Source organism: Henriciella sp., from assembly GCF_029937755.1.
Taxonomy (GTDB): domain Bacteria; phylum Pseudomonadota; class Alphaproteobacteria; order Caulobacterales; family Hyphomonadaceae; genus Henriciella.
Genome location: NZ_JAPYPG010000003.1, coordinates 310,491 through 332,961, shown reverse-complemented (window position 1 = coordinate 332,961; position 22,471 = coordinate 310,491). Strand labels below are relative to the sequence as shown.

21 protein-coding genes are annotated in these 22,471 nt (G+C 61.8%); 11 read left to right on the top strand and 10 right to left on the bottom strand.

Annotated features, from left to right (window positions below; all coding sequences use genetic code 11):
- The first annotated feature begins 241 nt into the window (after positions 1 to 241).
- Both Q1K29_RS09210 and Q1K29_RS09205 read left to right on the top strand, forming a co-directional pair.
- Positions 242 to 649 (top strand): hypothetical protein, encoded by a 408-nt coding sequence (locus Q1K29_RS09210; RefSeq protein ID WP_300393702.1) that lies wholly within the window; start codon positions 242 to 244, stop codon positions 647 to 649.
- A gap of 407 nt (positions 650 to 1,056) precedes the next feature.
- Positions 1,057 to 2,247: an aspartate aminotransferase family protein gene (locus Q1K29_RS09205; protein ID WP_300393699.1), complete on the top strand. Its 1,191-nt coding sequence runs from the start codon at positions 1,057 to 1,059 to the stop codon at positions 2,245 to 2,247.
- A gap of 271 nt (positions 2,248 to 2,518) precedes the next feature.
- Here Q1K29_RS09205 and Q1K29_RS09200 read toward each other — a convergent pair whose 3' ends face one another.
- Entirely contained in the window at positions 2,519 to 3,799 is a 1,281-nt protein-coding gene (locus Q1K29_RS09200) for an acyl-CoA dehydrogenase family protein (RefSeq protein WP_300393696.1), read from the bottom strand.
- A 93-nt stretch (positions 3,800 to 3,892) separates the two neighbouring features.
- Between Q1K29_RS09200 and Q1K29_RS09195 the strand changes: the two genes are divergently transcribed.
- Entirely contained in the window at positions 3,893 to 4,393 is a 501-nt protein-coding gene (locus tag Q1K29_RS09195) for a MarR family winged helix-turn-helix transcriptional regulator (protein ID WP_300393692.1), read from the top strand.
- On the opposite strand, the gene Q1K29_RS09190 is transcribed toward Q1K29_RS09195, so the two are convergent.
- Entirely contained in the window at positions 4,390 to 5,001 is a 612-nt protein-coding gene (locus tag Q1K29_RS09190) for a glutathione S-transferase family protein (protein ID WP_300393691.1), read from the bottom strand. The genes Q1K29_RS09195 and Q1K29_RS09190 overlap by 4 nt on opposite strands.
- 66 nt (positions 5,002 to 5,067) lie before the next feature.
- Positions 5,068 to 5,982: a YihY/virulence factor BrkB family protein gene (locus Q1K29_RS09185; protein WP_300393688.1), complete on the bottom strand. Its 915-nt coding sequence runs from the start codon at positions 5,980 to 5,982 to the stop codon at positions 5,068 to 5,070.
- A 112-nt stretch (positions 5,983 to 6,094) separates the two neighbouring features.
- Between Q1K29_RS09185 and Q1K29_RS09180 the strand changes: the two genes are divergently transcribed.
- Positions 6,095 to 6,292: a hypothetical protein gene (locus tag Q1K29_RS09180; protein ID WP_300393685.1), complete on the top strand. Its 198-nt coding sequence runs from the start codon at positions 6,095 to 6,097 to the stop codon at positions 6,290 to 6,292.
- Positions 6,289 to 7,539: a S41 family peptidase gene (locus Q1K29_RS09175; RefSeq protein WP_300393682.1), complete on the top strand. Its 1,251-nt coding sequence runs from the start codon at positions 6,289 to 6,291 to the stop codon at positions 7,537 to 7,539. Before Q1K29_RS09180 ends, Q1K29_RS09175 begins: the two co-directional genes overlap by 4 nt.
- Here Q1K29_RS09175 and Q1K29_RS09170 read toward each other — a convergent pair.
- Together Q1K29_RS09170 and Q1K29_RS09165 are read right to left on the bottom strand one after the other, a co-directional pair.
- A complete protein-coding gene (locus Q1K29_RS09170; protein WP_300393679.1) occupies positions 7,536 to 9,002 on the bottom strand; it encodes a mechanosensitive ion channel domain-containing protein in 1,467 nt (488 codons plus the stop codon). The two genes, Q1K29_RS09175 and Q1K29_RS09170, sit on opposite strands and share 4 nt — an antisense overlap.
- The gene (locus Q1K29_RS09165; protein WP_300393676.1) at positions 8,993 to 10,015 is read right to left on the bottom strand and encodes a zinc transporter ZntB; all 1,023 of its coding nucleotides are present in this window, start codon (positions 10,013 to 10,015) and stop codon (positions 8,993 to 8,995) included. The genes Q1K29_RS09170 and Q1K29_RS09165 overlap by 10 nt, the downstream gene beginning before the upstream one ends.
- A 146-nt stretch (positions 10,016 to 10,161) precedes the next feature.
- On the opposite strand from Q1K29_RS09165, the gene argF reads away from it, so the two are divergent.
- The 3 genes from argF to Q1K29_RS09150 all read left to right on the top strand — a co-directional run bounded on the left by argF (position 10,162) and on the right by Q1K29_RS09150 (position 13,625).
- Entirely contained in the window at positions 10,162 to 11,088 is a 927-nt protein-coding gene (gene argF, locus Q1K29_RS09160) for an ornithine carbamoyltransferase (RefSeq protein WP_300393673.1), read from the top strand.
- Positions 11,089 to 11,131: 43 nt separating this feature from the next.
- Positions 11,132 to 12,382 carry a Xaa-Pro peptidase family protein gene (locus Q1K29_RS09155; RefSeq protein ID WP_300393670.1) on the top strand — a complete coding sequence of 417 codons (1,251 nt, stop codon included), beginning with the start codon at positions 11,132 to 11,134 and terminating at the stop codon, positions 12,380 to 12,382.
- 142 nt (positions 12,383 to 12,524) lie between these two features.
- Entirely contained in the window at positions 12,525 to 13,625 is a 1,101-nt protein-coding gene (locus Q1K29_RS09150) for a Zn-dependent alcohol dehydrogenase (protein ID WP_300393667.1), read from the top strand.
- 2 nt (positions 13,626 to 13,627) lie between these two features.
- Here the strand turns inward: Q1K29_RS09150 and Q1K29_RS09145 are convergent, their stop codons facing one another.
- Both Q1K29_RS09145 and Q1K29_RS09140 read right to left on the bottom strand, forming a co-directional pair.
- Entirely contained in the window at positions 13,628 to 14,371 is a 744-nt protein-coding gene (locus Q1K29_RS09145; RefSeq protein WP_300393664.1) for a hypothetical protein, read from the bottom strand.
- A 68-nt stretch (positions 14,372 to 14,439) separates the two neighbouring features.
- A complete protein-coding gene (locus tag Q1K29_RS09140; protein WP_300393661.1) occupies positions 14,440 to 15,303 on the bottom strand; it encodes a hypothetical protein in 864 nt (287 codons plus the stop codon).
- Positions 15,304 to 15,488: 185 nt separating this feature from the next.
- Between Q1K29_RS09140 and Q1K29_RS09135 the strand changes: the two genes are divergently transcribed.
- Positions 15,489 to 16,715, top strand: a complete 1,227-nt coding sequence (locus tag Q1K29_RS09135) for an AI-2E family transporter (protein WP_300393658.1) — start codon at positions 15,489 to 15,491, stop codon at positions 16,713 to 16,715.
- Here the strand turns inward: Q1K29_RS09135 and Q1K29_RS09130 are convergent.
- Positions 16,697 to 17,056, bottom strand: a complete 360-nt coding sequence (locus tag Q1K29_RS09130) for a cytochrome c (RefSeq protein ID WP_300393655.1) — start codon at positions 17,054 to 17,056, stop codon at positions 16,697 to 16,699. The genes Q1K29_RS09135 and Q1K29_RS09130 overlap by 19 nt on opposite strands.
- Before the next feature lie 30 nt (positions 17,057 to 17,086).
- Positions 17,087 to 18,451: an MFS transporter gene (locus Q1K29_RS09125; RefSeq protein WP_300393653.1), complete on the bottom strand. Its 1,365-nt coding sequence runs from the start codon at positions 18,449 to 18,451 to the stop codon at positions 17,087 to 17,089.
- Between the two features lie 92 nt (positions 18,452 to 18,543).
- On the opposite strand from Q1K29_RS09125, the gene Q1K29_RS09120 reads away from it, so the two are divergent.
- Positions 18,544 to 19,146 carry a VTT domain-containing protein gene (locus tag Q1K29_RS09120; RefSeq protein WP_300393650.1) on the top strand — a complete coding sequence of 201 codons (603 nt, stop codon included), beginning with the start codon at positions 18,544 to 18,546 and terminating at the stop codon, positions 19,144 to 19,146.
- 89 nt (positions 19,147 to 19,235) lie between these two features.
- Positions 19,236 to 20,438, top strand: a complete 1,203-nt coding sequence (locus Q1K29_RS09115; protein ID WP_300393647.1) for a serine hydrolase domain-containing protein — start codon at positions 19,236 to 19,238, stop codon at positions 20,436 to 20,438.
- Here Q1K29_RS09115 and Q1K29_RS09110 read toward each other — a convergent pair.
- Complete coding sequence (locus Q1K29_RS09110; RefSeq protein ID WP_300393644.1) at positions 20,435 to 22,393, bottom strand: EAL domain-containing protein; 1,959 nt, start codon at positions 22,391 to 22,393, stop codon at positions 20,435 to 20,437. The genes Q1K29_RS09115 and Q1K29_RS09110 overlap by 4 nt on opposite strands.
- Positions 22,394 to 22,471: the final 78 nt, after the last annotated feature.

The window sequence follows — 22,471 nt, the reverse complement described above, 5'->3', positions numbered from 1 at the left end:
ATGTGACAGAAAAACGGCGATACAAGTCCTGCAAGTTTCTGGGAGGAAACGCTGCAAGAACTCTTACAGGCGCGACCCGATGGTCGCGCCGTTTTTTTGTCTCCTTGCGGCGAAGATCTCCCCTCCGGCACAAGCTGATTGTCCTGCTCATATTGGGTTGTTTTGCGCGTGGGCAAGTCAAAGCCGGACGGTTTCACGGTTTTTGGATATGATGCCGTTCCAAGCTGCAAAAGGCTGACGCATGTTCGACCGCCTGAGCCGATTCATTGCCCGCTTCTTCCGCAAGCACCCGGCTAGTCTGGCTGAGCTTGAAGGCAAGATCGTGCTGGCCGGGCTTTCCTTTCTTGATGAGGAGGGAGCGGTCGCCGAGCGATTTCAGCTTTATGGCCGGGTGATACGCGCCAGCAGGCACGAAGGCGTGGTGCTGGCGAAGGGAGACGGCACGGGTGAGTTCATCCTGCCGCCATATCCGCTCCAGTCCTATCGGCGCGCGGCGTCCGGTGAGTACACGATAAAATCGTCAGGCGCGCGTATCATGGATCCGGATTTCACAACCGCCTGGCTGATCGACGGACCGCCGGACGGGTGGCCGGAAACCAGGCTGCACGGCATGCAGGGGGGATTCGAGCCTGTGTCCGGCACAGACTGACAAGAAAAAAGGCCCCTTGCGGGGCCCCGAATAATGGAGTTTCTCTAAGAGTGGAACCCGGTTGGCGGCTCAGGGTCAGGGCGTCAGGGTATCGCCAACCGGGCTCTCTGTTGTTATTGATATTCAATATAGACCTTTATCGAATAACGTCAAGTCCATATCGAAAAACAATTATTACAACGCTGTTAGCACTTGCGCTTGCAACCAACGCCGCGCCAGATAGGATTTATGGTCCTGCATGGCTAGGGCCATAGCGGCATGTCGCCCATGCATAATTGCATTTGCAACCATCGCATCGACAGCCTGCAGGCGACGGCTTGAAGGCCGCGGCCAGTCGTCCATGTTGACTTTGATTTCTGCCCCCGCCATGCGATGGGCTTTCAAGGTTCAAAATCGGAGTTCAAGGAATGTCAGATCCGCGCGCCCACATCATGCCTGTCTACGCGCCGCCATCGGAGGTGTTCGAGCGCGGTGAGGGCGTGCGCCTCTACACGGAGGACGGCACCGAGTATCTCGACTTTATCGCCGGGATCGCGGTCAACGCGCTCGGCCATTCGCACCCGAAACTGGTCGAGGCTCTGACGGGGCAGGCCGAAAAGCTCTGGCACCTCTCCAACATGTTCCGGGTCCCGGCGGGCGAAGAGCTCGCCGGCAAGATCTGCGCGCGCACATTCGCTGACCGCGTCTTCTTCACCAATTCCGGCACCGAGGCCGTCGAATGCGCGTTGAAGGCGGCCCGCAAGTATCACTGGTCTAAGGGCGACGAGGACCGCATCGAGTTCGTGACCTTCACCGGCGCCTTCCATGGCCGCTCGCTCGGCGCGATCAATGCTGGCGGTAATCCGAAATACCTTGAGGGCTTCGGCCCGCCGATCGAAGGCTTCAGGCAGATCGAATGGGGTGACCATGATGCGCTCGATGCGGCGGTCACTGACAAGACCTGCGCGGTGTTTGTCGAGCCTGTGCAGGGCGAAGGCGGCGTTCGTGCCATGCCCGAGCAATGCCTGGAAGGCCTGCGCAAGCTCTGCGACGAGCGTGGGGCGCTGCTGATCTATGACGAGATCCAGTGCGGCATGGGCCGGACCGGCCAGCTCTTCGCGCATGAATGGGCCGAAAACGCCCAGCCGGACATCATGTGCCTCGCCAAGGGCATTGGCGGCGGCTTCCCGCTCGGCGCCTGCCTGATGACCGAAGAGGTCGGCCTGCCGATGCAGCCTGGCTCCCACGGGTCGACCTATGGCGGCAACCCGCTCGCCATGGCGGTTGGCAATGCGGTCTGGGACATCATCTCGGATGAGGACTTCCTGGCCGAAGTGCGCCGGGTCTCCGGGACGGTGGCGCAGGGGCTGAAAAGCCTCGCAGACAGCCATGCCGACAAGGTCGACGGCGTCACCGGCAAGGGCCTGCTTACCGGCCTGAAGCTCAAGGCCGCGCCGAAGCCCGTGCAGCAGGCCTGCCGCGACAAGAACCTCCTCGTCGGCGTCGCCGGCAACAATGTGCTCCGCCTCGCCCCACCGCTGATCATCAAGGATGAAGACGTGCGCGAGGCCGTCGGCGTCATGGACGAGGCGCTGAGCGCGTGGGAGATGGAGGGGTAGGCAACTTCTTGCTCGTGTGGAGATGGCTTGTTGCTCTAGGGGCCTGCTTTCTCGTCGGAGCGCTTGCCGGAATTTGTCTTCACTGAATTCTTTTTGACTCCTTTGGCGATCTGTCGGTCGGCCATTTGCGATTAGGCCTGACGGTTGGCTTGATATTAGCGCTGACTGGTGCGTTACGCGCGCTCTGGCTATTCAGATCGAAGCAAAGACCAAACTAAAAAAGCCGGCCCCTTCGGGTGCCGGCTTTCTTCATTCAGTTAGGCATCAAAGCCTATTTCTTCATGCCCTTCATGCCCATGCGGCCGATTTCGTTGCGGCCGACGACCATGTGGTGAACCTCGTCCGGGCCGTCCGCGAGGCGGAGCGTGCGCTGGCTGGTGTACATGTCGGCAAGCGGGGTCCATTGCGAGACACCCGTGGCGCCGTGCATCTGGATCGCGTCGTCGATGATCTTGCAGACGCGTTCCGGCACCATCGCCTTCACCATGGAGATCCAGACGCGGGCTTCCTTGTTGCCGAGCACGTCCATCGCCTTGGCGGCCTTGAGCACCATCAGGCGCATGGCCTCGATCTCGATGCGGGCGCGCGAGACCTTTTCCTGGTTGCCGCCGAGCTTGATCAGCGGCTTGCCGAAAGCATCCCGGCTCATGCCGCGTTCCAGCATCAGGTCGAGCGCTTTCTCGGCCGCACCGATGGAACGCATGCAGTGGTGGATGCGGCCCGGGCCGAGGCGGAGCTGCGAAATTTCGAAGCCGCGGCCGACGCCGAGCAGGATGTTCTCTTCCGGCACTTTCACGTCGGTGAAGCGGATGTGCATGTGACCGTGCGGCGCGTCATCCTTGCCGAAGACATGCATGGGCCCGAGCACCTCGACGCCGGGCGTGTCCATCGGAACGAGGATCTGCGACTGTTGCTCATGGCTCTGGCCGTCCGGGTCGGTCTGAACCATGACGATCATGATCTTGCAGCGCGGGTCACCGGCGCCGGAGGCGTAATACTTCTCGCCATTGATGACCCATTCGCCGTTCTTGAGCACGGCCTGGGTGCGGACATTGCGGGCATCCGAGCAGGCGGTGTGCGGCTCGGTCATCGCGAAAGCCGAACGGATCTCGCCGTTGAGCAGCGGTTTCAGCCACGTCTCTTTCTGCTCTTTCGTGCCGACGCGCTCGAGCACTTCCATGTTGCCCGTATCAGGGGCAGCACAGTTCATGCTTTCCGAGGCCAGCGAATTCTTGCCGAGCTCGGCAGCGATGTAGGCATAGTCGAGATTCTTCAGGCCTTCGCCGGTTTCGGCATCCGGCAGGAAGAAGTTCCACAGGCCCTGATCCTTGGCCTTCTGCTTGACCTCGTCGAGCAGTTCGAGCTGTCCCGGCGCATAGGCGAAACGGTCTGCGCGGCCTTCACCAAGCTCGTGGAACTTGATGCTCATCGGCTCGACTTCTTCCTTGATGAACTTCTTGACGTGCTCGTAGAGCGGCACGGCTTCTTCGGACATGCGCAGATCGTTCAGCGGATCGCGTACGTCCATTTTTTCGAGGCTTCCGGTATCCATGGTTTTAATCTCCTCCCAGAGACTCTAGCGTTAGGGGCTTGTTCGCTGGGGCGGCATTTGCGTTTCCGCCAGCAGCGGCTTAATGTTTCACTAGTGAAGTATATCCGCCGCGATGGCGTGGCGCAAGGGCAGGGCATGACGGCGCGACACAAAAATCCAAGGCTTTATTCCAGGCTCCAGATCGCAGCCCAGCAGCTGCGCAAGGTCACAGACCGGCAGCTGGTCGAAGTGGCCGGGATCACGGCACCGCAGCTTGGTGTGCTGACGCGCGTGGCGGCGGTGAAGGAGCTGAACCAGACGAGCCTCGCGCGCGACCTGCGCCTCAATGACAGTGCCATCACGGCCATGGTGCGCCGCCTCATTGGCCTCGGCATGCTGGAAAAGGCCCGCAGCGAAAGCGACAGCCGCTCCTGGGTCCTGACGCTGACCAGGGATGGCGAAAACGCCATTGCACGCGCCAGCGAACACATGCTGTCGATCAATGCCCGCATCGAGAAGGATTTCGGAGCCGACGGCCTCGACGACTTTGTCGACAAGCTCAACCGGCTGATCGAGATCTGCGACGAGGAACAGTCCGTCGAGGCGGGAGCCTAGACCCCCGCGCTTTCCCTCTGGGCAACCCTGTCGAACCAGGCGGCGACGTTCTTGAAATCCCGGTTCAGCGGCTGGCCGACCTGTTCGCCGAAGGCGAGGAAGCAATAGAGCAGGATGTCGGCGAGGGTGAACCTCTCGCCGGCGACATAGTCCCGGCTCGCAAGCTGCTTGTCGAGGAAGGCGATATTGTCCTGCGTGAAGGCTTTCAGCCCTTCGGCGGCTTCCGGCAGGCAGCGCATCCGGTCCTTGAACATGGGCAGGCCCTCGGCACCGCGGAAGGCGGTGGTCAGCGGTTCGACGATCTTGAGGTCGACCCAGCGGGTCCAGCGACGTGTCTGGGCGCGGTCTTCCGGCGTCGAGCCGATCAGGCTCTCGCCCGGCTGCGTCTCGTCGAGATACTCGCAGATCGCTGTGATTTCGGTGATCAGGGTACCGTCGTCGAGGAAGAGCGCCGGGGACTGCCCATGAGGGTTCTTTTCCAGATAGGGCGCCTGACGGTTATCGCCCTTCATGATGTCGATCTCCTCGGTCGGGATCGAAATGCCGCGCTCGGCCATGAACATGCGAACGACGTGGGGGTTGGGGCCAACGGATGTGTAAAGTTTCATGAATTCCTCCCTTTATCGGTCCGGAGGGTATCCATGTGTTTGCCGCGGGCAAGCATGGACGCAACGTCAACGCTCGTCCTTGTGCTCCTGCGCGCGGACCTCGCGTGCCATCACGCCATTCGTTTCAGCCCCGATGCAGATCGCAACCGCCGAAAGCCAGAGCCACATGAGCAGGGCGACGGCGGCGCCGAGCGAGCCGAAGGTCTCGTTATAGTCGGCGAAGTTGCCGAGGTAGAAGGAGAAGCCGACCGAAGCCGATAGCCAGATGGCGCCGGCAACCAGCGTCCCGGGGATGACGGGCCTTGTGCGTTGCTGGGCGTAAGCCACGCCGTGAGGTCGTGCGATCCGGTAGAAGATGTAGATGCCGCCCAGGAACAGGGCGAGCAGGCCGAGCCAGCGTACGATCCGCAGGAGGGCATCGACGAAGGCACCAAGCTGCAGCGCCTCGATGATCGGGGGGACGGCGCCGATCGCAGCGAGCGAGAGCAGGGCGAAGACAATCCCGCCGCCGGTAAAGGCCAGGGCGATCAGGTTCTGCCGGATGAAGCCGCGCCTGACATGACGATGATAGGTGACAGCGACCGCAATAAGCAGCGCATTCGCCGCCCGGGAGGCTGACCAGAGCGCGAGCAGCAGTGAGAACAGCGCCCCCCAGGAAAGCCCGGCGACCTGACTGTCGGCTATACGCACCATCTGGTCGGAAATGAGCTTGTAAGCAGCATCGGGCACGACCGCATTGAGCAGCTCCAGATAGGTCCGGAGTTCGGCCTCCGTCGTGAACAGGCCCCAGACCATGAGTGCGCAGGCAATGGCCGGGAAGACTGACAGGAAGGCGTAGAATGCCACGCCGCCTGCAACCAGCGCGACATCATCCTCGCCGGCCTTTCCGGCGATGCGCATCGTCGTGCGGTAGGCCGGCGAGCCAAAACGGCGCCATAGCGGGGTTTCGCGAAGGGTTTTCAGGGCGGCTATTTCTGCCATGAGAACCTAACGGATCGGACAGGTCCGGCGTTCCGCTTGCGACATCGGGGCTTGACCTCGCAGGCCGGAACGCCAGCATTGGAGATGTCAGACAGAGAGGAAGAAGATCACCATGAAACAGGCAAGACACTGGATCGCGATCGCCCTTCTCATCCTGGTGGTGGTTTTCGCCATCCAGAACATGGCGGCGATCAGCGTCAACTTCCTCGGCTTCGAGTTCGCGACAAGCAGGATCGTCCTGATGGTGATCTGCGTCCTCATCGGGTTCGGACTTGGCAAGACCATTCATTTCAGGCGGCTCGGAAAATGACGGCGTGGCTGCTGCGTCTTGCGGCGCCGCTGAGTGCGGTGCTGGGCGCATCTGTTTTGTTCGCTGGCGCCGCCGACGCCGATCGCGTCAGCGATGACCGCTCAGGGGCCGAGAAGGATGTGAGCGTCCTCTGCGAACTGGTCCGCAGCCACTATGCTTATTACGAGGCTCGTGAAACGGTCTGGGAGGCGGCCTGTCGCAAAGGGCTTGAGCGGGCGCGGCGGCAAACGGGGCAAACCCCGGCAGGACATCTCGACCTGCTGGAAGGCATGCTCGACCAGCTCTACGACAATCATGTTTCCCTGAGCGTCAATTCCGCGGATTCTCCGCGCCTGGTGCCGTCTGGCAGCGACTATCATGTCGAGATGAGCAATGGGGCTGTCGTCGTGACGGCCGTGCGGCCCGGCTCTGGCGCTGCCCGCGCAGGGCTGGCTGTCGGCGACAGGGTCACAGCGCTGAACGGCGTGCCGGTGCTCTCGGCTGCGATGCAGCGGATGATGGTCAAGCGCAACACGATCAGTGAAGCACGGCTTGAGTGGGCCCTGAATGCGCAGGCGGCAGGATACCGCGACCAGCCGAGACGGGTCACCGTCGAGAGGGACGGAGACGCTTTCGAGCTTGATCTCGGTCCTCCGGCAACGCCGGGGACCGACACACGCCTCACGGTTCGCCGGCTTGACGGCGATGTCGGCTATATCCGTTTCGAGGATTCACTAGGGCAGCAGGATGCCGTCACGGCTTTCAATGAAGCGCTTGAAGCGTTGCGCGGCGTCGATGGATGGATCCTCGACCTGCGCAATACGCCGGGCGGCGGCAATACCGGCGTTGCCGAGCCTGTGCTGGCGCGGTTCATTCGCGGGGTGAAACCCTATCAGCGGACCGGTCCGCGCTGGCATGAAGATCCTGTGCGCCGTGTGGCGTCGCGAGGACCGTGGCGCGCGAGAGGACGCGTCGCTGTCCTTGTCGGGCGCTGGACGGGCAGCATGGGCGAGGGCATGGCCGTCGGCTTTGACGGGATGAGGCGCGGACGTGTCTTCGGCAGCGAGATGGCGGGACTGGCTGGCGGCATTGAGAGCTTCGACCTCCCCGCCAGCGGATACAGCGTGCGCTTCCCGACCTATAACCTGATGCACCTGGACGGCACCGACCGTCACCTCTGGCGCCCGCCCGAGCCGGTGCTGGCGGACAATGGCAATGGGGAAGACCTGGCCCTTGAGGCCGCGCTCGACTGGGTTGCGAAGCGCTAGTCTGTTTCCTCCTGCCCGGTAAGAACCTTGAACTCCCCGGCATTGCGGAAATTGAGGTCGCGCTGCGGGAAGGGGATCTCGATATCGTATTTGGTCAGCGCGGTGTGCAGGGCCCAGTAATAGTCGGCTTTCACGCGTGACGGCTTCTTGACCGCTTCTTCGGTGAGCCAGATCACCAGCTCGAAATCGAGCGCGGAGTCGCCAAAGCCTGTGAGCCAGACCTGCGGTTCGCGGCCCGGCGTGTCGTCATAGGTCCACGGAACTTCCTGGGCGGCCTCCAGGGCGGCCTTCTTTACCTCTTCCTTGTCCGAGGCATAGGCGACGCCGAATTCGACATGCATGCGCCGGCGGGCATCGCGCAGGGTCCAGTTGATGACCTGCGCCTTGATGAATTCTTCGTTGGGGACAAGGATGTCGACATTGTCGTTCGTCGTGACGAGCGTCGAGCGGATGTTGATTTCCTTCACCAAGCCGGTGACGCCTGACTGCAGCTCGATGAAGTCTCCGACTTTCACCGAGCGTTCGAACAGGATGATCACGCCGGAGATGAAGTTCGAGAAGATCGACTGAAGGCCAAAACCGATACCGACACCGAGGGCACCGCCGAAGACGGCGAGCGTGGTCAGGTCGACGCCAAGGGTCGAGATCGCGATCAGGATGGCAATTGCCATGAACCCGACCTTCAGCACCTGACCGAGCAGGCCGGCCATGGAGGGGTTGAGCGTCTTGTTGGAGCGCAGCTGCGACTGCGCCGCGTCGCCGGCGACCCGCCCGATCCAAAGCGCGACGATGGCGATGACGATGCTGGTGATGACCCGCAGCAGCGTGATCTGCACGCCGGCAATGGTGAAGGCGGCGGCATTCATCGCATCGGTGACGGGGCCAAGAAGGTGCAGGATGTATAGCGCCGCAACCGTCCAGGCGAGGACGGCCAGCGCTGTCTGCCAGAAGCCTTCCTTCATGTTGGAGGTGATGAAGCGCACGACGATCCATGCGTTCATCAGGCTGGCGGCGATGCGAAGCCCGGCATTGGGAAGCCCCATCGCGTCGAATGTTGCCGTCGCAATCCAGAGGAAAAGCACCACAAAGGCGGGCCAGGTAATGCGTGCCACGGAGACTGCGAGCCTGGACAGAACATCATTCTGCTCGCGATTTTCAGCGTACCGGCGCAGGCGTGAGGCCGGATAGCGCGAGCACAGCCAGCCCAACGCGACTGCTGCGAGGAAGGCGCCAGCTTGCCAGAGCGATCCCCAGGAGACGAAATTCTCCCGGAAGGTTTCATAGCCGTCGATGGCCTGCTGTTTCAGCGTTTCCCAGTCGAGATGGCTGGTGACCAAATTCTCTTCGCCGCTGTCGCCCCCCGTGTCCGCAGGTGCCTCGGCAGCGTCTTCGGTCCCGTTGATATCGGGCTGGGGCCCCTCCTGACGCAGAGCGAAGGAGAGCATGCGGTTTGCTAGAGCCATTTAAGCTTCCTGAAGATCCAGAATTGGAGCCCCATCAGGGCTGCGAGGAGGCCGACCGTTATCCAGAAAGCGTAATGCGACTCGACGCCGGGCATACCCCCGACATTGATGCCGAGCAGGCCGGTCAGGAATGACAGCGGCAGGAAGATCGCCGCGACGATGGAGAGCATATACATCGTCTGGTTCATCCTGGCCGCTGTGCGATTGTTGAGATCATCCTGCAGAACGATGGCGCTTTCCTTCGAGACATCAAGGTCTTCAAGGTAGCGGTGCAGGCGTTCGCCGGTCTCGCGGATGTCCGCGAGGTTTTCGTCCGACAGCCAGGCTGGCGGGTTTTTCTGGATCAGGACCAGCGCTTCGTGCTGCGGGGACATGTAACGTTTCAGGGCGAGGCAGTTGCGCCGGATGTCTGCGATCTTGGTGAGCATCACCTCGTGATCGCGGTCATCCTCCTCTATCTCTTCCATCGCGTCGATATGGTCGTTCATGTCGACAATGGCGCGGCTCATCTTGGCGACCATCTGTTCGAGCAGTGCGGTGAAAAGGTCGCCTGCCGTGGCCGGGCCGGTGCCGGCAAGTAGTTCGGCATGAACGTCACGCGGGGTCTGCAGGCGGCGCCGGCGCAGCGTGATCAGCCGGTTGCCGTCACACCAGATCTGCATCGCGATCATGTCTTCGGGTTCGGCCCCGGGATTGAAATTGATCCCGCGCAGCACAGTGATCAGGCTGTCGCCTTCACAGAAGGCGCGCGGTCGTGTCTCGTTGGACAGGAGCAGGTCGGCAGTGGCTGCGTTCAGGCCAAGGCTCTCCACGAGCCAGTCGTCCAGGCCTTTATAAACGCGATCGAGATGTAGCCAGAGCGTCCCGTCAGAGGTGTCACCGGCTGTTTTGCGTGCCGACGCCCAGTCGATGGCGGTGGCTCCGCCCTGCCCATCAAGGACGCAACCGAAGAGCAGTGGGCCGTCGGGTGGTGCATCCTGGAGAGAGACGGGGCTGTCTGGCTGGGAGGTCATGTTCCGGACTGTAGGCTCCCGGCGTTCCGAAGCAAGCTGCGCGGCCTATTCCCCGCGCTTCCTCGCCCCCTCTCTTTGCAGAGCCGTAATTTTCCGATATGGCGCCCGCTTTGGGGCAACCGTGGCGGTTGCAGGAGGAGGCGGCAATGGCGATCCGGCATTTTCTCGATCTGTGGCAGCTTGAGGCGGGCGAGCTTCGCGCGATCCTCGACGAGGCGCATGCGATGAAGACGGCTCGCCGGGGCTGGCCGAAGGGGCGTGTCGATGAGGAGGCTCCGCTGGACGGGCATATCCTCGCCATGATCTTCGAGAAGTCCTCGACGCGGACCCGCACCAGCTTCGATGTCGGCATTCGCCAGCTCGGCGGTACCTCGATCGTGCTCAACGCCAATGACATGCAGCTCGGGCGTGGCGAAAGCATTGGCGACACCGCCCGCGTCCTCTCGCGCTATGTCGACATGGTGATGATCCGCGCCAACAATCATGCGGACGTGGAAGACTTTGCGGAATCAGCTGGCGTGCCGGTGATCAATGGTCTGACGGACCGCTCGCATCCCTGCCAGATCATGGCGGACCTGATGACGCTGGAAGAGCATGGCGTTGACCTGAAAGACGCCCGGCTCGCCTGGGTCGGCGATGGTAACAATGTCTGCTCCAGCTTCATCCATGCGGCGGCAAAATTCGGCTTCACGCTCGCGGTCGGCACACCGAACCGCTATGCGCCGGAAGAGGATGATGTCGAGCTGGCGCGCGAGCTGCAGGGCCGTATCGAGCTTTACGATACCGCAGAGGACGCTGTCGCCGGGGCCGATGTGGTCATCGCCGACACCTTCGTCTCCATGGGCGACACCGATGCCGATGAGCGGCTCGACGAGCTTGAACCCTATGCGGTGACAGAAGAGCTGATGGACCTCGCCAGACCCGGCGCGAAATTCCTCCACTGCCTGCCCGCCCACCGCGGCGAGGAAGTCGACACCGAAGTCATCGACGGCCCGAACTCGCTCGTCTTCGACGAAGCCGAGAACCGCCTGCACGCCCAGAAGGCCATCATGCGGTGGTGCCTCGACAAATAGGCGATGATGGGCAGACTGCCCGCTCGACAAGAGGGAGGGCGGCATGCTGACAAAACGGGATTTTCTGATTGCAGGCGGCGCAGCTGGCCTAGCCGTCGGAGCGCCGCGCGCCTGGGCGCAGGGGGGTGCCGGTGGCGAGCTACCCGATCTCGCGGCGAAAGCCACGCCCATCTCTCCGGAAGAGCACCAGCTTCGCATCGAGAAGGCACAGGCACTGATGCAGCGGCAGGGCATCACCGCACTGGTCATCGAAGCGGGCTCGGCGCTCACCTATTTCACCGGGATTCGCTGGTGGCGATCAGAGCGCTTCACAGGCGTCGTGATCCCGCGAGAGGGCACGCCCGTGGTCATCACGCCATACTTCGAGGAGCCCTCGATCCGGGAAAGCGTGAAGGTGGAGACGCAGGTCCGAACCTGGCACGAGAACGAGAATCCATTTGCGCTCGTCGCGGGGGCGCTTTCTGACCGGGGCTATGAAGACGGCAGGATCGCCATCGAGGAGACGGTCCGTCATTTCGTCTCCAACGGTATCGCTGAGGCAGCGCCCGCCTTCGATCTTGTCTCCGGAATGAGCGTTACGCGCGGCGTGCGCATGTACAAGTCGCCCGCGGAACTGGCCCTCATGCAGGTTGCCAACGACATCACGCTCGCGGCCTACAAGCATATCCATCCGAAGGTCGAACCCGGCATGAGCCAGGGCGAGATTTCCGCGATGATGAACGAGGCGACCACGCAGCTTGGCGGATCGGTCGAGTTTTCCATGGTTCTGCTCAATGAGGCGAGCGCCTATCCGCATGGCACCAACACGCCGCAGACGGTGCGCGACGGGTCGGTCATCCTGATGGACTGCGGCTGTGGCGTGCACGACTATGAGTCTGACATTTCCCGTACCTGGGTCTTCGGGGAGCCGACGAAGAAGCAGCGCGACGTCTGGAACACGGTGAAGGCGGGACAGGAACTGGCGCTCGAAACCGCGCAGCTGGGCGTGCGTGCCGGCCTTGTCGATGAGACCGTGCGCGCCTTTTATGAAAGCAAGGGCTATGGGCCGGGCTACGAAACGCCGGGGCTTTCTCATCGGCTCGGTCACGGCATTGGCATGGACGGGCATGAGCCGGTTAATTTCGTCGAGGGCGAGGATACGCTGCTGGCGCCCGGCATGTGTTTCTCCAACGAGCCGGGCATCTACATTTTCGGCGAGTTCGGCGTGCGCCTGGAGGATTGCCTCTACATGACAGAAGACGGGCCGAAGCTATTCAGTCCTTTGTCTCCCTCCATAGACAGGCCGTTCGGTTAGGCCTCGACCAGTCTTCCTGCCTGTTAGACAGGATCTGCCCAGCCTCTCGCTGCGGCAGCCTTTCCAATGCAGGCCTCTGCTGACACTGTAATGCCGGAAGCGCCACAAAGAGCGCTTGAGGAAACATGTGGAGGAGACCCCTATGAAAGCTGCCGTGATGCGGGCGCCGAACCAGCCGCTCTCGATCGAGGATGTATCCATTTCCAAGCCGGGCCCGCGCGAGGTGCTTGTGCGGCTCAAGGCGGTGGGGGTCTGCCATTCCGACGTCCACTTCTGGGATGGCGCTTTTCCCGCCGAACTGCCGGTGATCCTGGGCCATGAAAGCGCCGGTATTGTCGAGCAGGTGGGCTCCATGGTCAGCGCGGTGAAGCCCGGCGACCATGTCGTCTCCATCCTCTCGCCTTTCTGCGGCACGTGTGAGTTCTGCCTGTCTGGCCACATGTCGGTCTGCCACACCGTGAACCGCGAATTCTTCAACCGCGAGGAAGACGAACCGCCGCGCCTCAAGGCGGGGAGTGAAAAGGTCAATCAGTTCCTGAACCTGTCCTCTTTCGCCGAACAGATCCTTGTTCACGAAAACGCGCTCTGCGCCATCGATCCGGAAATGCCGATGGACAGGGCCGCGCTGATCGGGTGCGGGGTGATTACGGGTGTCGGCTCCGTCTTCCATGCTGCCAAGGTTGAGCCGGGCTCGACCGTGGCCGTGGTCGGCTGCGGCGGCGTTGGCCTGTCGACGATCAATGGCGCCGCGATTGCCGGGGCGTCGCGCATCATCGCGATCGACCTTTCAGACGAGAAGCTCGCCCTGGCGAAGAAGTTCGGCGCGACCGATTTCGTCAATCCGAACAAGGGCGATCCCGTGCTGCAGGTGAAGGAGCTGACCGGCGGCGGCGTGCACTATTCCTTTGAGTGTATCGGCCTCAAGCAGACGGCCGAACAGTCCTATCTGATGCTGCGTCCGCGCGGGGTTTCGACCATTATCGGCATGATCCCGCCGGGTGTGAACATCGAGGTGCCGGGTATCGAGCTGCTGGTGACCGAGAAGCGGCTGCAGGGCGCGGTCATGGGGTCGAACCGCTTCCGGATCGACTTCCCCCGCCTGATCGAGCTCTACAAGCAGGGCCGGCTGCATCTCGACGATCTTGTCTCCGACCGCATCGGTCTCGACGGGATTACGGGCGCACTGCAGAACCTCAAGGACAATAAGGGCACGGTGGCTCGGCAGGTCGTCCTGTTCGACTGAGTCTAGAAGTCCCTCGAGATCCAGAGCCGGACATCATTGTCCGGCGCATCGTCTGACAGGCCGAACAGGTTGCCCGCCGTCCATGACCAGCCATTGCCAAGCGGCCCGCTGATTGTCGGGCCGACTTGCCGGGTCTGGTCATCAAGCGTGAAGTTGTCGCTGGTTCCGAAATCGAAGAAGCCGAGCACGGCCAAGTCGTAATCGCCGTTCAGTTTGACCGACAGACTTGAGCGGGCTTCGAAGGCTATTGCGTCATCCGCATTGCCGCCAAAAGACCGTGTTGCGATCAACATGCCGCGGGCCTGGACCCGGTCCGTCAACCGCCAGCGGTTCAGCCAGTCGATACCGATGCGTTCGGAATCCGGCCCGTTGGAAATACGCGCATCAAAGCGGATGCCGCTTTGCCAGACCTTTGCTGTCTCCGGGGTCAGTTCCATGAGGTATTCGACATTGAAATTGTCGAAGCGTAGGTCACTTCCCGGCTTTTCCTCGAACCGGGCATTCAGTTTCAGGCTGCTGCGGGAATTGAGAGAGAACCCGTAGTCGAAGCGATGCGCAAAGCTGTCATCCAGGCCGTCCTCGCCGGGCACCCAGCCAAACCGGTACTCGACGCTCCGGTCACCCGCGGTTACGGTCGGGGAGGAGATCGAAGACGTATTCTGTGCCGTTGCGGTCTGGGCGCAGAGAGCCCCCATAGCAGCCAAGGCGGGGGCAAACGGTTTTCCTGTTCCTTGCAAGAATCGCATGTCCGGTCCGAGATAAGATTGGCACCGGCTTACTTCATGACGTTTATGTGTCAATTACTCCGTTGACGTCATATCCTGCGCAAGGCCGAGACGAGGGCGCGGGTGGCGGGCTGCTTCATCTCCGGACGCTTCGTGATGAGGCTGGACAGCCGCTGGCGCTCCTCGCGCGTCCCGCCAAGGTCGTAAAGCCATGCGGCGAGTTTCATGGCGCGGCGCTGCTCTTCATCCGGTGTGTCAGCGCCTGCCTCATCGCTGTCCCAGCGGCCATAGTGGAAGGAGCGCGTGACCTTGTCCTGTCCATTTGCAATCAGGAAGATGAAGCCCGCTGGCGCGGAGACGTTCTTGATGTTGGCGTCAGGAACAAGGTCGAGCCATGTCTGGTTCTGCTGCCAGCGCCAGGTGTTCGGACTGTTCTTCTTGCGGGTGGTCAGACCTATGATCTTCAGCCGCCGCTGCACGGCATTCCAGTCGGTCCCATCCTCTGCCGCCATACGGTGGAGGACTTTGACCAGCGCTTCCATCGTACCGCCATAGGCCACCATGTCGACAAGCGCGGTTGGCCTGTCTGCCGTTGCGATGCGCGCCGGGGACAGGCCGCGCGCTTCCAGCGCTTCACGAAGGCCGCTGAACTTGTGGGTGGGGATGGAGGCCGCTTCGCCCTGACCGATCCAGCGCATCGAGAAAGGCACAAGATTGAGAGAGGGGACGCTCTCCAGGTCGCTGAAGCATCCACAGAGATAGTCATTGAAGTTCTCGGGCGACCGCCCGATGAAGGCGAGATCGGCGCCGTCGCTCATGGCGAGGATGCGGGCGGCGGCAGAACGAAGGGCATCGATGTCTTCCCGGTGCGGTTTGTGAAAACCGGGTACATCTTCGATCCAGCTGCCGAGCTGTTCGCGTTTGTCAAAGCTCCATCGGAATGGCGTGGTCATGTCCCGTTCCCGCTCGCTTCCCCCCTTTGCTTGCTAGCACCGATCAGCGCTGGAGGGGAACGGCTCGCGAGCTACAGTGTGAAGAGGGAACCGGCTTGCATTGCAGTCCGTTAAGAGTGGGATGGCTGTTGCCCTGCTGGCGCCGGCCGGGATGAGTCAGGGCAGTCTTCTTGAAACAGGGTTTTTTGCCAGTTCGGCCTGAGGCGGCGACACATTGGGCCATTATTGGCCTGTTCGTGATGATGGCCGTTGCGGCGCTATCCTTCGCCCAGTCTTTCTTTATTCCCGTCGTCTTTGCTCTGCTGCTGGCGCTGATCCTGAGTCCGATCCGCCGGGCGCTCGGCAAGGTGGGGATCGGCCCAGGTTTCGCCGCCGGGATCATCATGATCGTCTTCTGCGCGATCAGCGCGATCCTGCTTTTCATGGTCTCGAGTTCGCTGGCGACGATTGTCAGCGACGAGCCCCAGCTGATGAACAAGGTGCAGGAACGGGTCAACGAGATGACCGGGGTTCTCGAACCGGTACGCCAGGCGGGACAGCAGCTGGAGGAGATGCAGCAATCGGCCCCGGAGGCACCCGAGCGTGTCGTGGTGCGCGAAGAGGGTATCTTCAGCCTGTGGGCGCAGACGACGCCCTATGTTGCCGGCCAGGTTGGCCTCGCCATCGTGCTGGCCACCTTCCTCATCGCGTCAGGCGACATGTTCTATGAAAAGCTCGTCGAGGTCATGCCGAACCTCAGTGCCAAGCGGAAGGCGCTGATGATTGCCCGCGATATGGAGCGGCAGCTATCGACCTATTTCCTCACCATTACGGGCATCAACGCCGCGCTCGGCATTCTCGTTGGTGTTGCCATGTGGCTGCTCGGGATGCCGGACCCGGTCTTCTTCGGTGTGGCGGCCTTTGCGTTGAACTACATCCCCTATGTCGGCTCGATCATCGGCATTGTATTCGCCTTCATGATGGGCGTGGTGACGTATGACAATTTCTGGCTGTCTCTGGCGCCGCCCTTTGCCTACTGGCTGATAAACTCCGCGGAAGGACAATTCATTACGCCGGTCGCCGTCGGCCGGCGCCTGCGGCTGAATGCGGTCGCGGTTTTCCTCTCCATCGCCTTCTGGGCCTGGCTCTGGTCTTTTGTTGGCATGTTCCTGTCGACGCCCATGCTGATTGCGCTCAAGGCGTTTTCGGAGCGCAACTCGGAACTGTCCTGGCTGAATACCTTCCTCGAAGGCCGCAAGCCCTGCGACATGGAGGATGATCAGGTCGTGCAAGGGGTCATGGATGACGGCAGCGATGCCTGTCACCCGAATGAGCCGCAGACGCTTGAGGAAGTGGAGGAACAGGTCTCGACGCGTGAGCAGATTGACGAAGACCTCGAACGCGATCCGTCCGCTCAGCCGTCTTCGGTCTGAATACTCTCGATGAAGGCGATCAACGCATCGATATCGTCCGGATCGAAGCTGAATTCCGGCATATCTTCGTGGCCGACCACAATGCCCTCCGCGAGGGCCTCCTGCAGGCTGTCGATGGGATAGCGCTGGGACAGGGTGCGGAAGGGCGGCGCCTGCTCGTGCGTGCTGTCAGACGTCGCATCGAGCGCGTGACACTCGGCACAGTTCTTTTCAGCGATTTGCCGGCCCTGTGCGACAAGGCCGGTCTCGGTGACGTCCCCGGTCGTGGCCTCCGGCTCGTCGTTAGCGGGGCCGGAACAGGCGCAGAGCGCAGCGGTAAGCAGAATCGTGGCAAGTCTCATGCGCGCAGGGTGCGCCATTTTTCACGGCAATCAAGTGTCAGCGCCTGATCTTTCCTGAACTTCATCCAGTCCAAGAGCCACAATAGCGGCCGCCGCGCTCATTACACCCAGAACGCCAATTACGATGGCGACGCCGCCATACTCCGCCAGCAGGCTGAATCCGCCGCCAAGCGCGAGCAGGAGGCCGATGATCGTGTTGGAGAGCGCTGTATAGGCCGCCCGCGTTTCCTGTGTGGCCATGTCGACCAGATGCGTCGAACGGCCAAGGCGTACGCCCTGATAGGCGATCATCAGCGCAAAGATGACAAGCGGCAGCGCCCACACCGTGCCCAGAAGCCCGGCCGTCTCGAGGCCAAGCGTGGCGGCCAGGGCGATCGTCGCTGCGATGGCTGAGAAGATCAGGACCTTGCGGCTCGACCGGTCTGCCAGCCGTCCCCAGACATAGGAACTCAGCAGCGACGCACCGGCGGACGCGACGACCAGCAGGCCGAGACCGCCAAACGCATTCTCTGCGCTCTCCCTTGCCGACAGTGCCACCATGAAAGGCGGGGCAAGGGCGGTCGAGATGAGCAGCCCGCGTGTCGCGATGAAGCGCCTGAGCTGTGCGTCCTTTGCGAGCAGGGAAAAGTTCTGCCATGCCGCACGTAGCGGATTGCGCCCACCTTCGGTCGAGCCTGCTTCTTCCTGCAGTGTGGAAAAGAGCAGGGCCGCCATCAGCCACAGGCCACCCGCGACGAAGATTGCCGAAGGGACGAGGGCCATACGCTCAAAGACCCCTGAGGCGAGGGCCAGACCAAACAGAATGACGAACAGGGCCGAGACGGAGGCCGCCGCTCCGGTCGCTGTGCCGCGACGGGATTTCGAAACCGTCTTGCCGAGCACGTCCTTGTAGGTGACCGAGCAAACGCTTCGCGCCAGCGCGAGGACGGCGAGCGCCGAGACAATGGCGATGCCCGCGGCCACGCCCTCAAGGGTCAGCGCTGCGATCGCTATGCAGATGGCCGCCAGACCCTGAACCACGCTGCCGGCGGCCCAGGCCCATTTGCGCTGCGGCAGGGTGCGCAGCCATGCGGCGGTGAAGAGTTGCGGCAGCAGGGCACCGGCTTCGCGCACAGGCACGAGCAGGCCGATGAAGGCTGCCGGCGTGCCGAGCTGGGTCAGCAGCCAGGACAGAACGAGCTTTGGATCAATGAGCCCGTCAGCCGTCTTGGTGGCTCCGAGCGACACGATGTGGGTCAGGAAATTCTGCGGCTGGTGATTGCAGGCGCTCTCGGGAATATCGCGGCAGACGCGGCCCTCATCCTCGGAGGTGAGCATACGGTAGACTTTGTCGAGCGTAGGTGAGGCCACGGGCAGGATCCGGTTGTCAGCGTCAGCGATGCGGAAGTAGCGCATGCAGGCGCTGTGGCAATAGGGGCCGATGATGCTGGCTGGCTATTACAGACAAACCGGGGAACGCTGCCGAAGGAAGGCCGTTTGAAAAGCAGATGTCCGAGACCGCGCCCCGCAAGAGCAAGAAGACGCTTCGCCAGAAGATTTCCGACTGGGGCGAGGGCCCATGGTCGCTACCGGTATCCGTGCTGATCGGATTTATCGAGAACACAATCGTTGTGGTACCCATGGAGCCGGTCTTCCTGCCAATCATGGTCTTGCGTCGGAAGACAGCCTGGCTTGTTGCCGCCGCACTCCTGCTCGGCAACGTGCTTGGTGGACTTGTCATGTACTGGCTCGGCGCTGCCTTTGCCGATGATGCGATCCAGCCGCTTGTCAGCATGTTCGATGCCGAGCAGGCCTATCAGAACACGCTGGACAAGCTGAGGTCCGATGGCTTTGCGACGCTGTTCATGATCGGGATTACGCCCTTTCCTTTCCAGGTGGGGGTCGCCGCCGCCGGCGCAGCCGGTTACAACATCGCCCTCTTCACCATCGCCGTTACGCTGTCACGCTCGATCCGCTATTTTGCGCTGGCCTTCCTGGTGATGCTGGTCGGCGAGCGCGCAGAGGATCTGCTTGAGAAGCACGAGTCCGAGCTGATGATTTCGGGCGTGCTGCTTTTTGTCGGCTTCGTGGTCTATTTCTTCTTCTTTTGACGGCGGGCTTTCCGCAAGGTCGCTGTTGCAAGCCGAACGGGCTTCGGCTCAGTGTTTCCAAAACAGATTGAGGGAAGGGAGGCGTTGTCATGGCAGACACCGTGAATGGCGCGTGCGATGCGAAGTTCGCTGCACTGAAAGAAGAGTTTGCTCGCAATTTCGAAGAGCGCGGGGAGTCGGGCGCTTCGGTCTGCGTCAGCGTGAACGGTGAAACCGTGGTCGATCTCTGGGGCGGTGTTGCAGATCCTGCAACCGGAGACGCCTGGCAGGAAAACACCGTCTCCATCGTCTTCTCGTGCACCAAGGCCGCTGTCGCCCTGTGCGCTCACATCCTCGTCGACCGCGGCGAGCTGGAACTCCATGCGCCGGTCGCGAAATACTGGCCGGAATTCGCAAAGAACGGGAAAGAGAACACCACCGTCCAGATGATGCTCAATCATGAGAGCGCGCTTCCTGCCCTGCGTGAGCCGGTGAAGAAGGGCGGGTTCTATGACTGGGACTACATGATCAAGCGCCTCGAAGACGAGGAAGCGTTCTGGGAACCGGGCACGCGCAATGGCTATCACATGGTCAATTTCGGCTGGACGGTGGGGGAACTTGTCCGCCGCGTGTCCGGCAAGTCGCTCGGCCAGTTCTTCGCCGATGAGGTCGCAGGGCCGACCGGGGCGGACTTCTGGATCGGCCTGCCGGATGATGTCTCGCCCCACATCGCACCGATCATCGCTTATGAGCCGAAGCCCGATGACATCCCGTCCGATTTCACCAAGCGGCTCCTCACCAAGCCGGACTCGATCCAGGCGCTGTCATTCACCAATAATGGTGGCTGGCATCCGAATGATCCGGCGGCCCACAAGGCAGAGATCGGCGGGGCTGGCGGCATTTCGAATGCGCGTGGCCAGGTGGCGATGTATACACCGCTCGCCTGCAATGACGGGTCACTGGTGTCAGCTGACCGGCTGCACGCCATGTCCATGGTCTCGACGGCCACACAGCAGGACGCAACGCTGCTGGTCCCGACCCGCTTTGCATCGGGCTTCATGAAGTCGATGGATAATCGGGGCCAGCGCGTCGGACGACGGGAGTCAGCGATTATCGGGGAGCGGGCCTTCGGACATGTGGGGGCTGGCGGTCATATCGGTTTCGCCGACCCGGAATGCGGCATGGCTTTCAGCTATACGATGACGCAGATGGGGCAGGGGCTGCTGATGAATGAGCGTGGCCAGTCGCTGATCGACGCGGCCTATCGGGCACTAGGGTATCGCACCAATGCGCCAGGAGCCTGGATCCGCTAGGCGCGGTCGCCAATCGCGTGGAGCGGCGGCTCCTGCATGTCGGATTCGATCTGGAGCACCATGTGGGCATCACCGGCCGACAGCGGCTTGCTGTAATAGTAGCCTTGGATGAACCGCCCTCCGAGATCGCAGACGAGATCGAACTGCTCCTGGGTTTCCACGCCTTCGACAATACAGGCGATCTTCAGGTTCTCACACAGGCCGAGGATCGAGCGGAGCACGTTCGCACTGCGCTCGTTGCGCGTCAGGTCGCGGATGAAGCTGCGATCGACCTTCAGGATGTCGATGGGCAGGCGGTGAACATAGGCAAGCGACGAGAAGCCGGTGCCGAAATCGTCGATGGCAACATGGGCGCCGGACTCACGGATAAGGTTGAGAACCTCCATCGCGCTTTCGAAGTCGTTCATCACGGCTGATTCCGTGATCTCGAAGATCAGGCGTGTCATGGGAAAGCCGGAGCGTTCGGCGATCGACAGCAGCCGCCGGACAGGCGCCTCCGATGACAGGCTGGTCGCCGAAAGATTGAAACTGAGCGTCAGGTCTCCCGGCCAGTTGCGTGCTTCCTTGAGAGCCTTGGTGAACAGGACTTCCGTCAGCCGGCCCATCATGCCGATATTCTCCGCCGCCTTGATAAAGAGGTCAGGCCGGATGCGTCCGAGCGTCGGGCAGTACCAGCGCGCCAGAGCCTCGAGGCCCTTCGTGCTACCATATTCGAGATCAAGCACGGGCTGGAACTCGACCGTCATTTCCTTTTCGAGGTCGGCATGGCGCAGGGCCTGTTCCAGGGCACTGTTGGCGAAGATGAGCCGCTCATGGTCGTGCGAGAAGAAAACCGGTTCCGACTTCGCATTCTGCTTGGCGTAATACAGCGCATAGTCGGCGCGATCGAAGAGCAGGCTGCGGGAGTTGGCGGCGGCCGGGAAGCGGGCCATGCCGATGGTGGCGCTGAGATTGGCGGCCCCTTCCTCGAAGCGGAACGCATCACGGAAAGCGTCGCAGGCCGACCGGGCAAGCGTCATGACTTCTTCGTCGTTTCCGGGATCACGGAAGAGAAGGCCGAACTCATCACCGCCGAGACGGGCAATCAGGACGGGAAGGTGGCTGAAACGCTTCTGAAGTCGCGCTGCCGTATCGACCAGGACCTGATCGCCAGCAGGATGTCCGAAAACGTCATTGATCGGCTTGAAGCCATCAAGATCCAGCAGGGCGACCACGAATTCACTGCCGAGCTTGCCATGCCGGCTGACGCATTCGTCGATTTCAGCAAGGAACTGGCGGCGGTTGGCCAGCCCGGTCAGACTGTCAGTATTGGCAAGGCGCTTGTTTTCCTCATTGAGGGCGCGCAGCTTGCTGTGCTGCTGGCGTTGTTGGCGCTTCTGGAGGATCATCCGGGCGAAGTCCTTCTCCGACTGCAGGAGAAGCGTCGCGAAAACCGGTGTTACCACGCCAAGGTTCAGCGCGATGGCCGTCAGGACAGGTTCGCCAAAGGTCAGCAGGAAAGTACAGGTCGCGATGGACACGATGAACAGGTGCAGCATGGCCGCCTGGCGCAGGTGCATGAGGCAGAAGGCGCTGACGATTGTCGTGACGCCGATGAAGAAGACGATCTGCGCGTGCTGATGGGCGTCGCCATACTGGTAGAAAGACAGGCCCCATAAGGTGAATATAGCTGATAGCGGAATGACCAGCTTGATCGTATTCCGCAAGCTTTTGGCGATCTGCTCGTCGCTGAGGAGGCGTTGACGGCCAACGACATATTTGACGGTCCGGGCCAGCGCGAAAACGAGCAGCAAGACGGGGGCCAGCAAGGTCAGGAAGAGGGGCGCAATTTCGATATGGGTGTAGGCGACGGCAAGCGTGTTGATGGTGATGATGCCGTACATCAACGGAAGCTGTTGGCTGAGGGCACGATAGCGTGCCCGGTTAAGCTCACGCTCGTCGTCTTTGATCTGCATGAATGATTGCAGTTTGTGCAGCAAAAGCCCGGTTCCCGATTAGGTCAGGCTTAGCCATAGAACACTTCGCTTAAAGTC

Bases quoted from the DNA above. Each gene is read 5' to 3' on its own strand.
- Q1K29_RS09120 (WP_300393650.1), top strand. From the start codon at position 18,544: ATGTCCGAGACCGCGCCCCGCAAGAGCAAGAAGACGCTTCGCCAGAAG.
- Q1K29_RS09175 (WP_300393682.1), top strand. From the start codon at position 6,289: ATGACGGCGTGGCTGCTGCGTCTTGCGGCGCCGCTGAGTGCGGTGCTG.
- Q1K29_RS09210 (WP_300393702.1), top strand. From the start codon at position 242: ATGTTCGACCGCCTGAGCCGATTCATTGCCCGCTTCTTCCGCAAGCAC.
- Q1K29_RS09180 (WP_300393685.1), top strand. From the start codon at position 6,095: ATGAAACAGGCAAGACACTGGATCGCGATCGCCCTTCTCATCCTGGTG.
- Q1K29_RS09125 (WP_300393653.1), bottom strand. From the start codon at position 18,451: ATGCGCTACTTCCGCATCGCTGACGCTGACAACCGGATCCTGCCCGTG.
- Q1K29_RS09130 (WP_300393655.1), bottom strand. From the start codon at position 17,056: ATGAGACTTGCCACGATTCTGCTTACCGCTGCGCTCTGCGCCTGTTCC.
- Q1K29_RS09200 (WP_300393696.1), bottom strand. From the start codon at position 3,799: ATGGATACCGGAAGCCTCGAAAAAATGGACGTACGCGATCCGCTGAAC.
- Q1K29_RS09170 (WP_300393679.1), bottom strand. From the start codon at position 9,002: ATGGCTCTAGCAAACCGCATGCTCTCCTTCGCTCTGCGTCAGGAGGGG.
- Q1K29_RS09185 (WP_300393688.1), bottom strand. From the start codon at position 5,982: ATGGCAGAAATAGCCGCCCTGAAAACCCTTCGCGAAACCCCGCTATGG.
- Q1K29_RS09140 (WP_300393661.1), bottom strand. From the start codon at position 15,303: ATGACCACGCCATTCCGATGGAGCTTTGACAAACGCGAACAGCTCGGC.
- Q1K29_RS09115 (WP_300393647.1), top strand. From the start codon at position 19,236: ATGGCAGACACCGTGAATGGCGCGTGCGATGCGAAGTTCGCTGCACTG.
- argF (WP_300393673.1), top strand. From the start codon at position 10,162: ATGGCGATCCGGCATTTTCTCGATCTGTGGCAGCTTGAGGCGGGCGAG.
- Q1K29_RS09110 (WP_300393644.1), bottom strand. From the start codon at position 22,393: ATGCAGATCAAAGACGACGAGCGTGAGCTTAACCGGGCACGCTATCGT.
- Q1K29_RS09145 (WP_300393664.1), bottom strand. From the start codon at position 14,371: ATGCGATTCTTGCAAGGAACAGGAAAACCGTTTGCCCCCGCCTTGGCT.
- Q1K29_RS09155 (WP_300393670.1), top strand. From the start codon at position 11,132: ATGCTGACAAAACGGGATTTTCTGATTGCAGGCGGCGCAGCTGGCCTA.
- Q1K29_RS09190 (WP_300393691.1), bottom strand. From the start codon at position 5,001: ATGAAACTTTACACATCCGTTGGCCCCAACCCCCACGTCGTTCGCATG.
- Q1K29_RS09150 (WP_300393667.1), top strand. From the start codon at position 12,525: ATGAAAGCTGCCGTGATGCGGGCGCCGAACCAGCCGCTCTCGATCGAG.
- Q1K29_RS09165 (WP_300393676.1), bottom strand. From the start codon at position 10,015: ATGACCTCCCAGCCAGACAGCCCCGTCTCTCTCCAGGATGCACCACCC.
- Q1K29_RS09205 (WP_300393699.1), top strand. From the start codon at position 1,057: ATGTCAGATCCGCGCGCCCACATCATGCCTGTCTACGCGCCGCCATCG.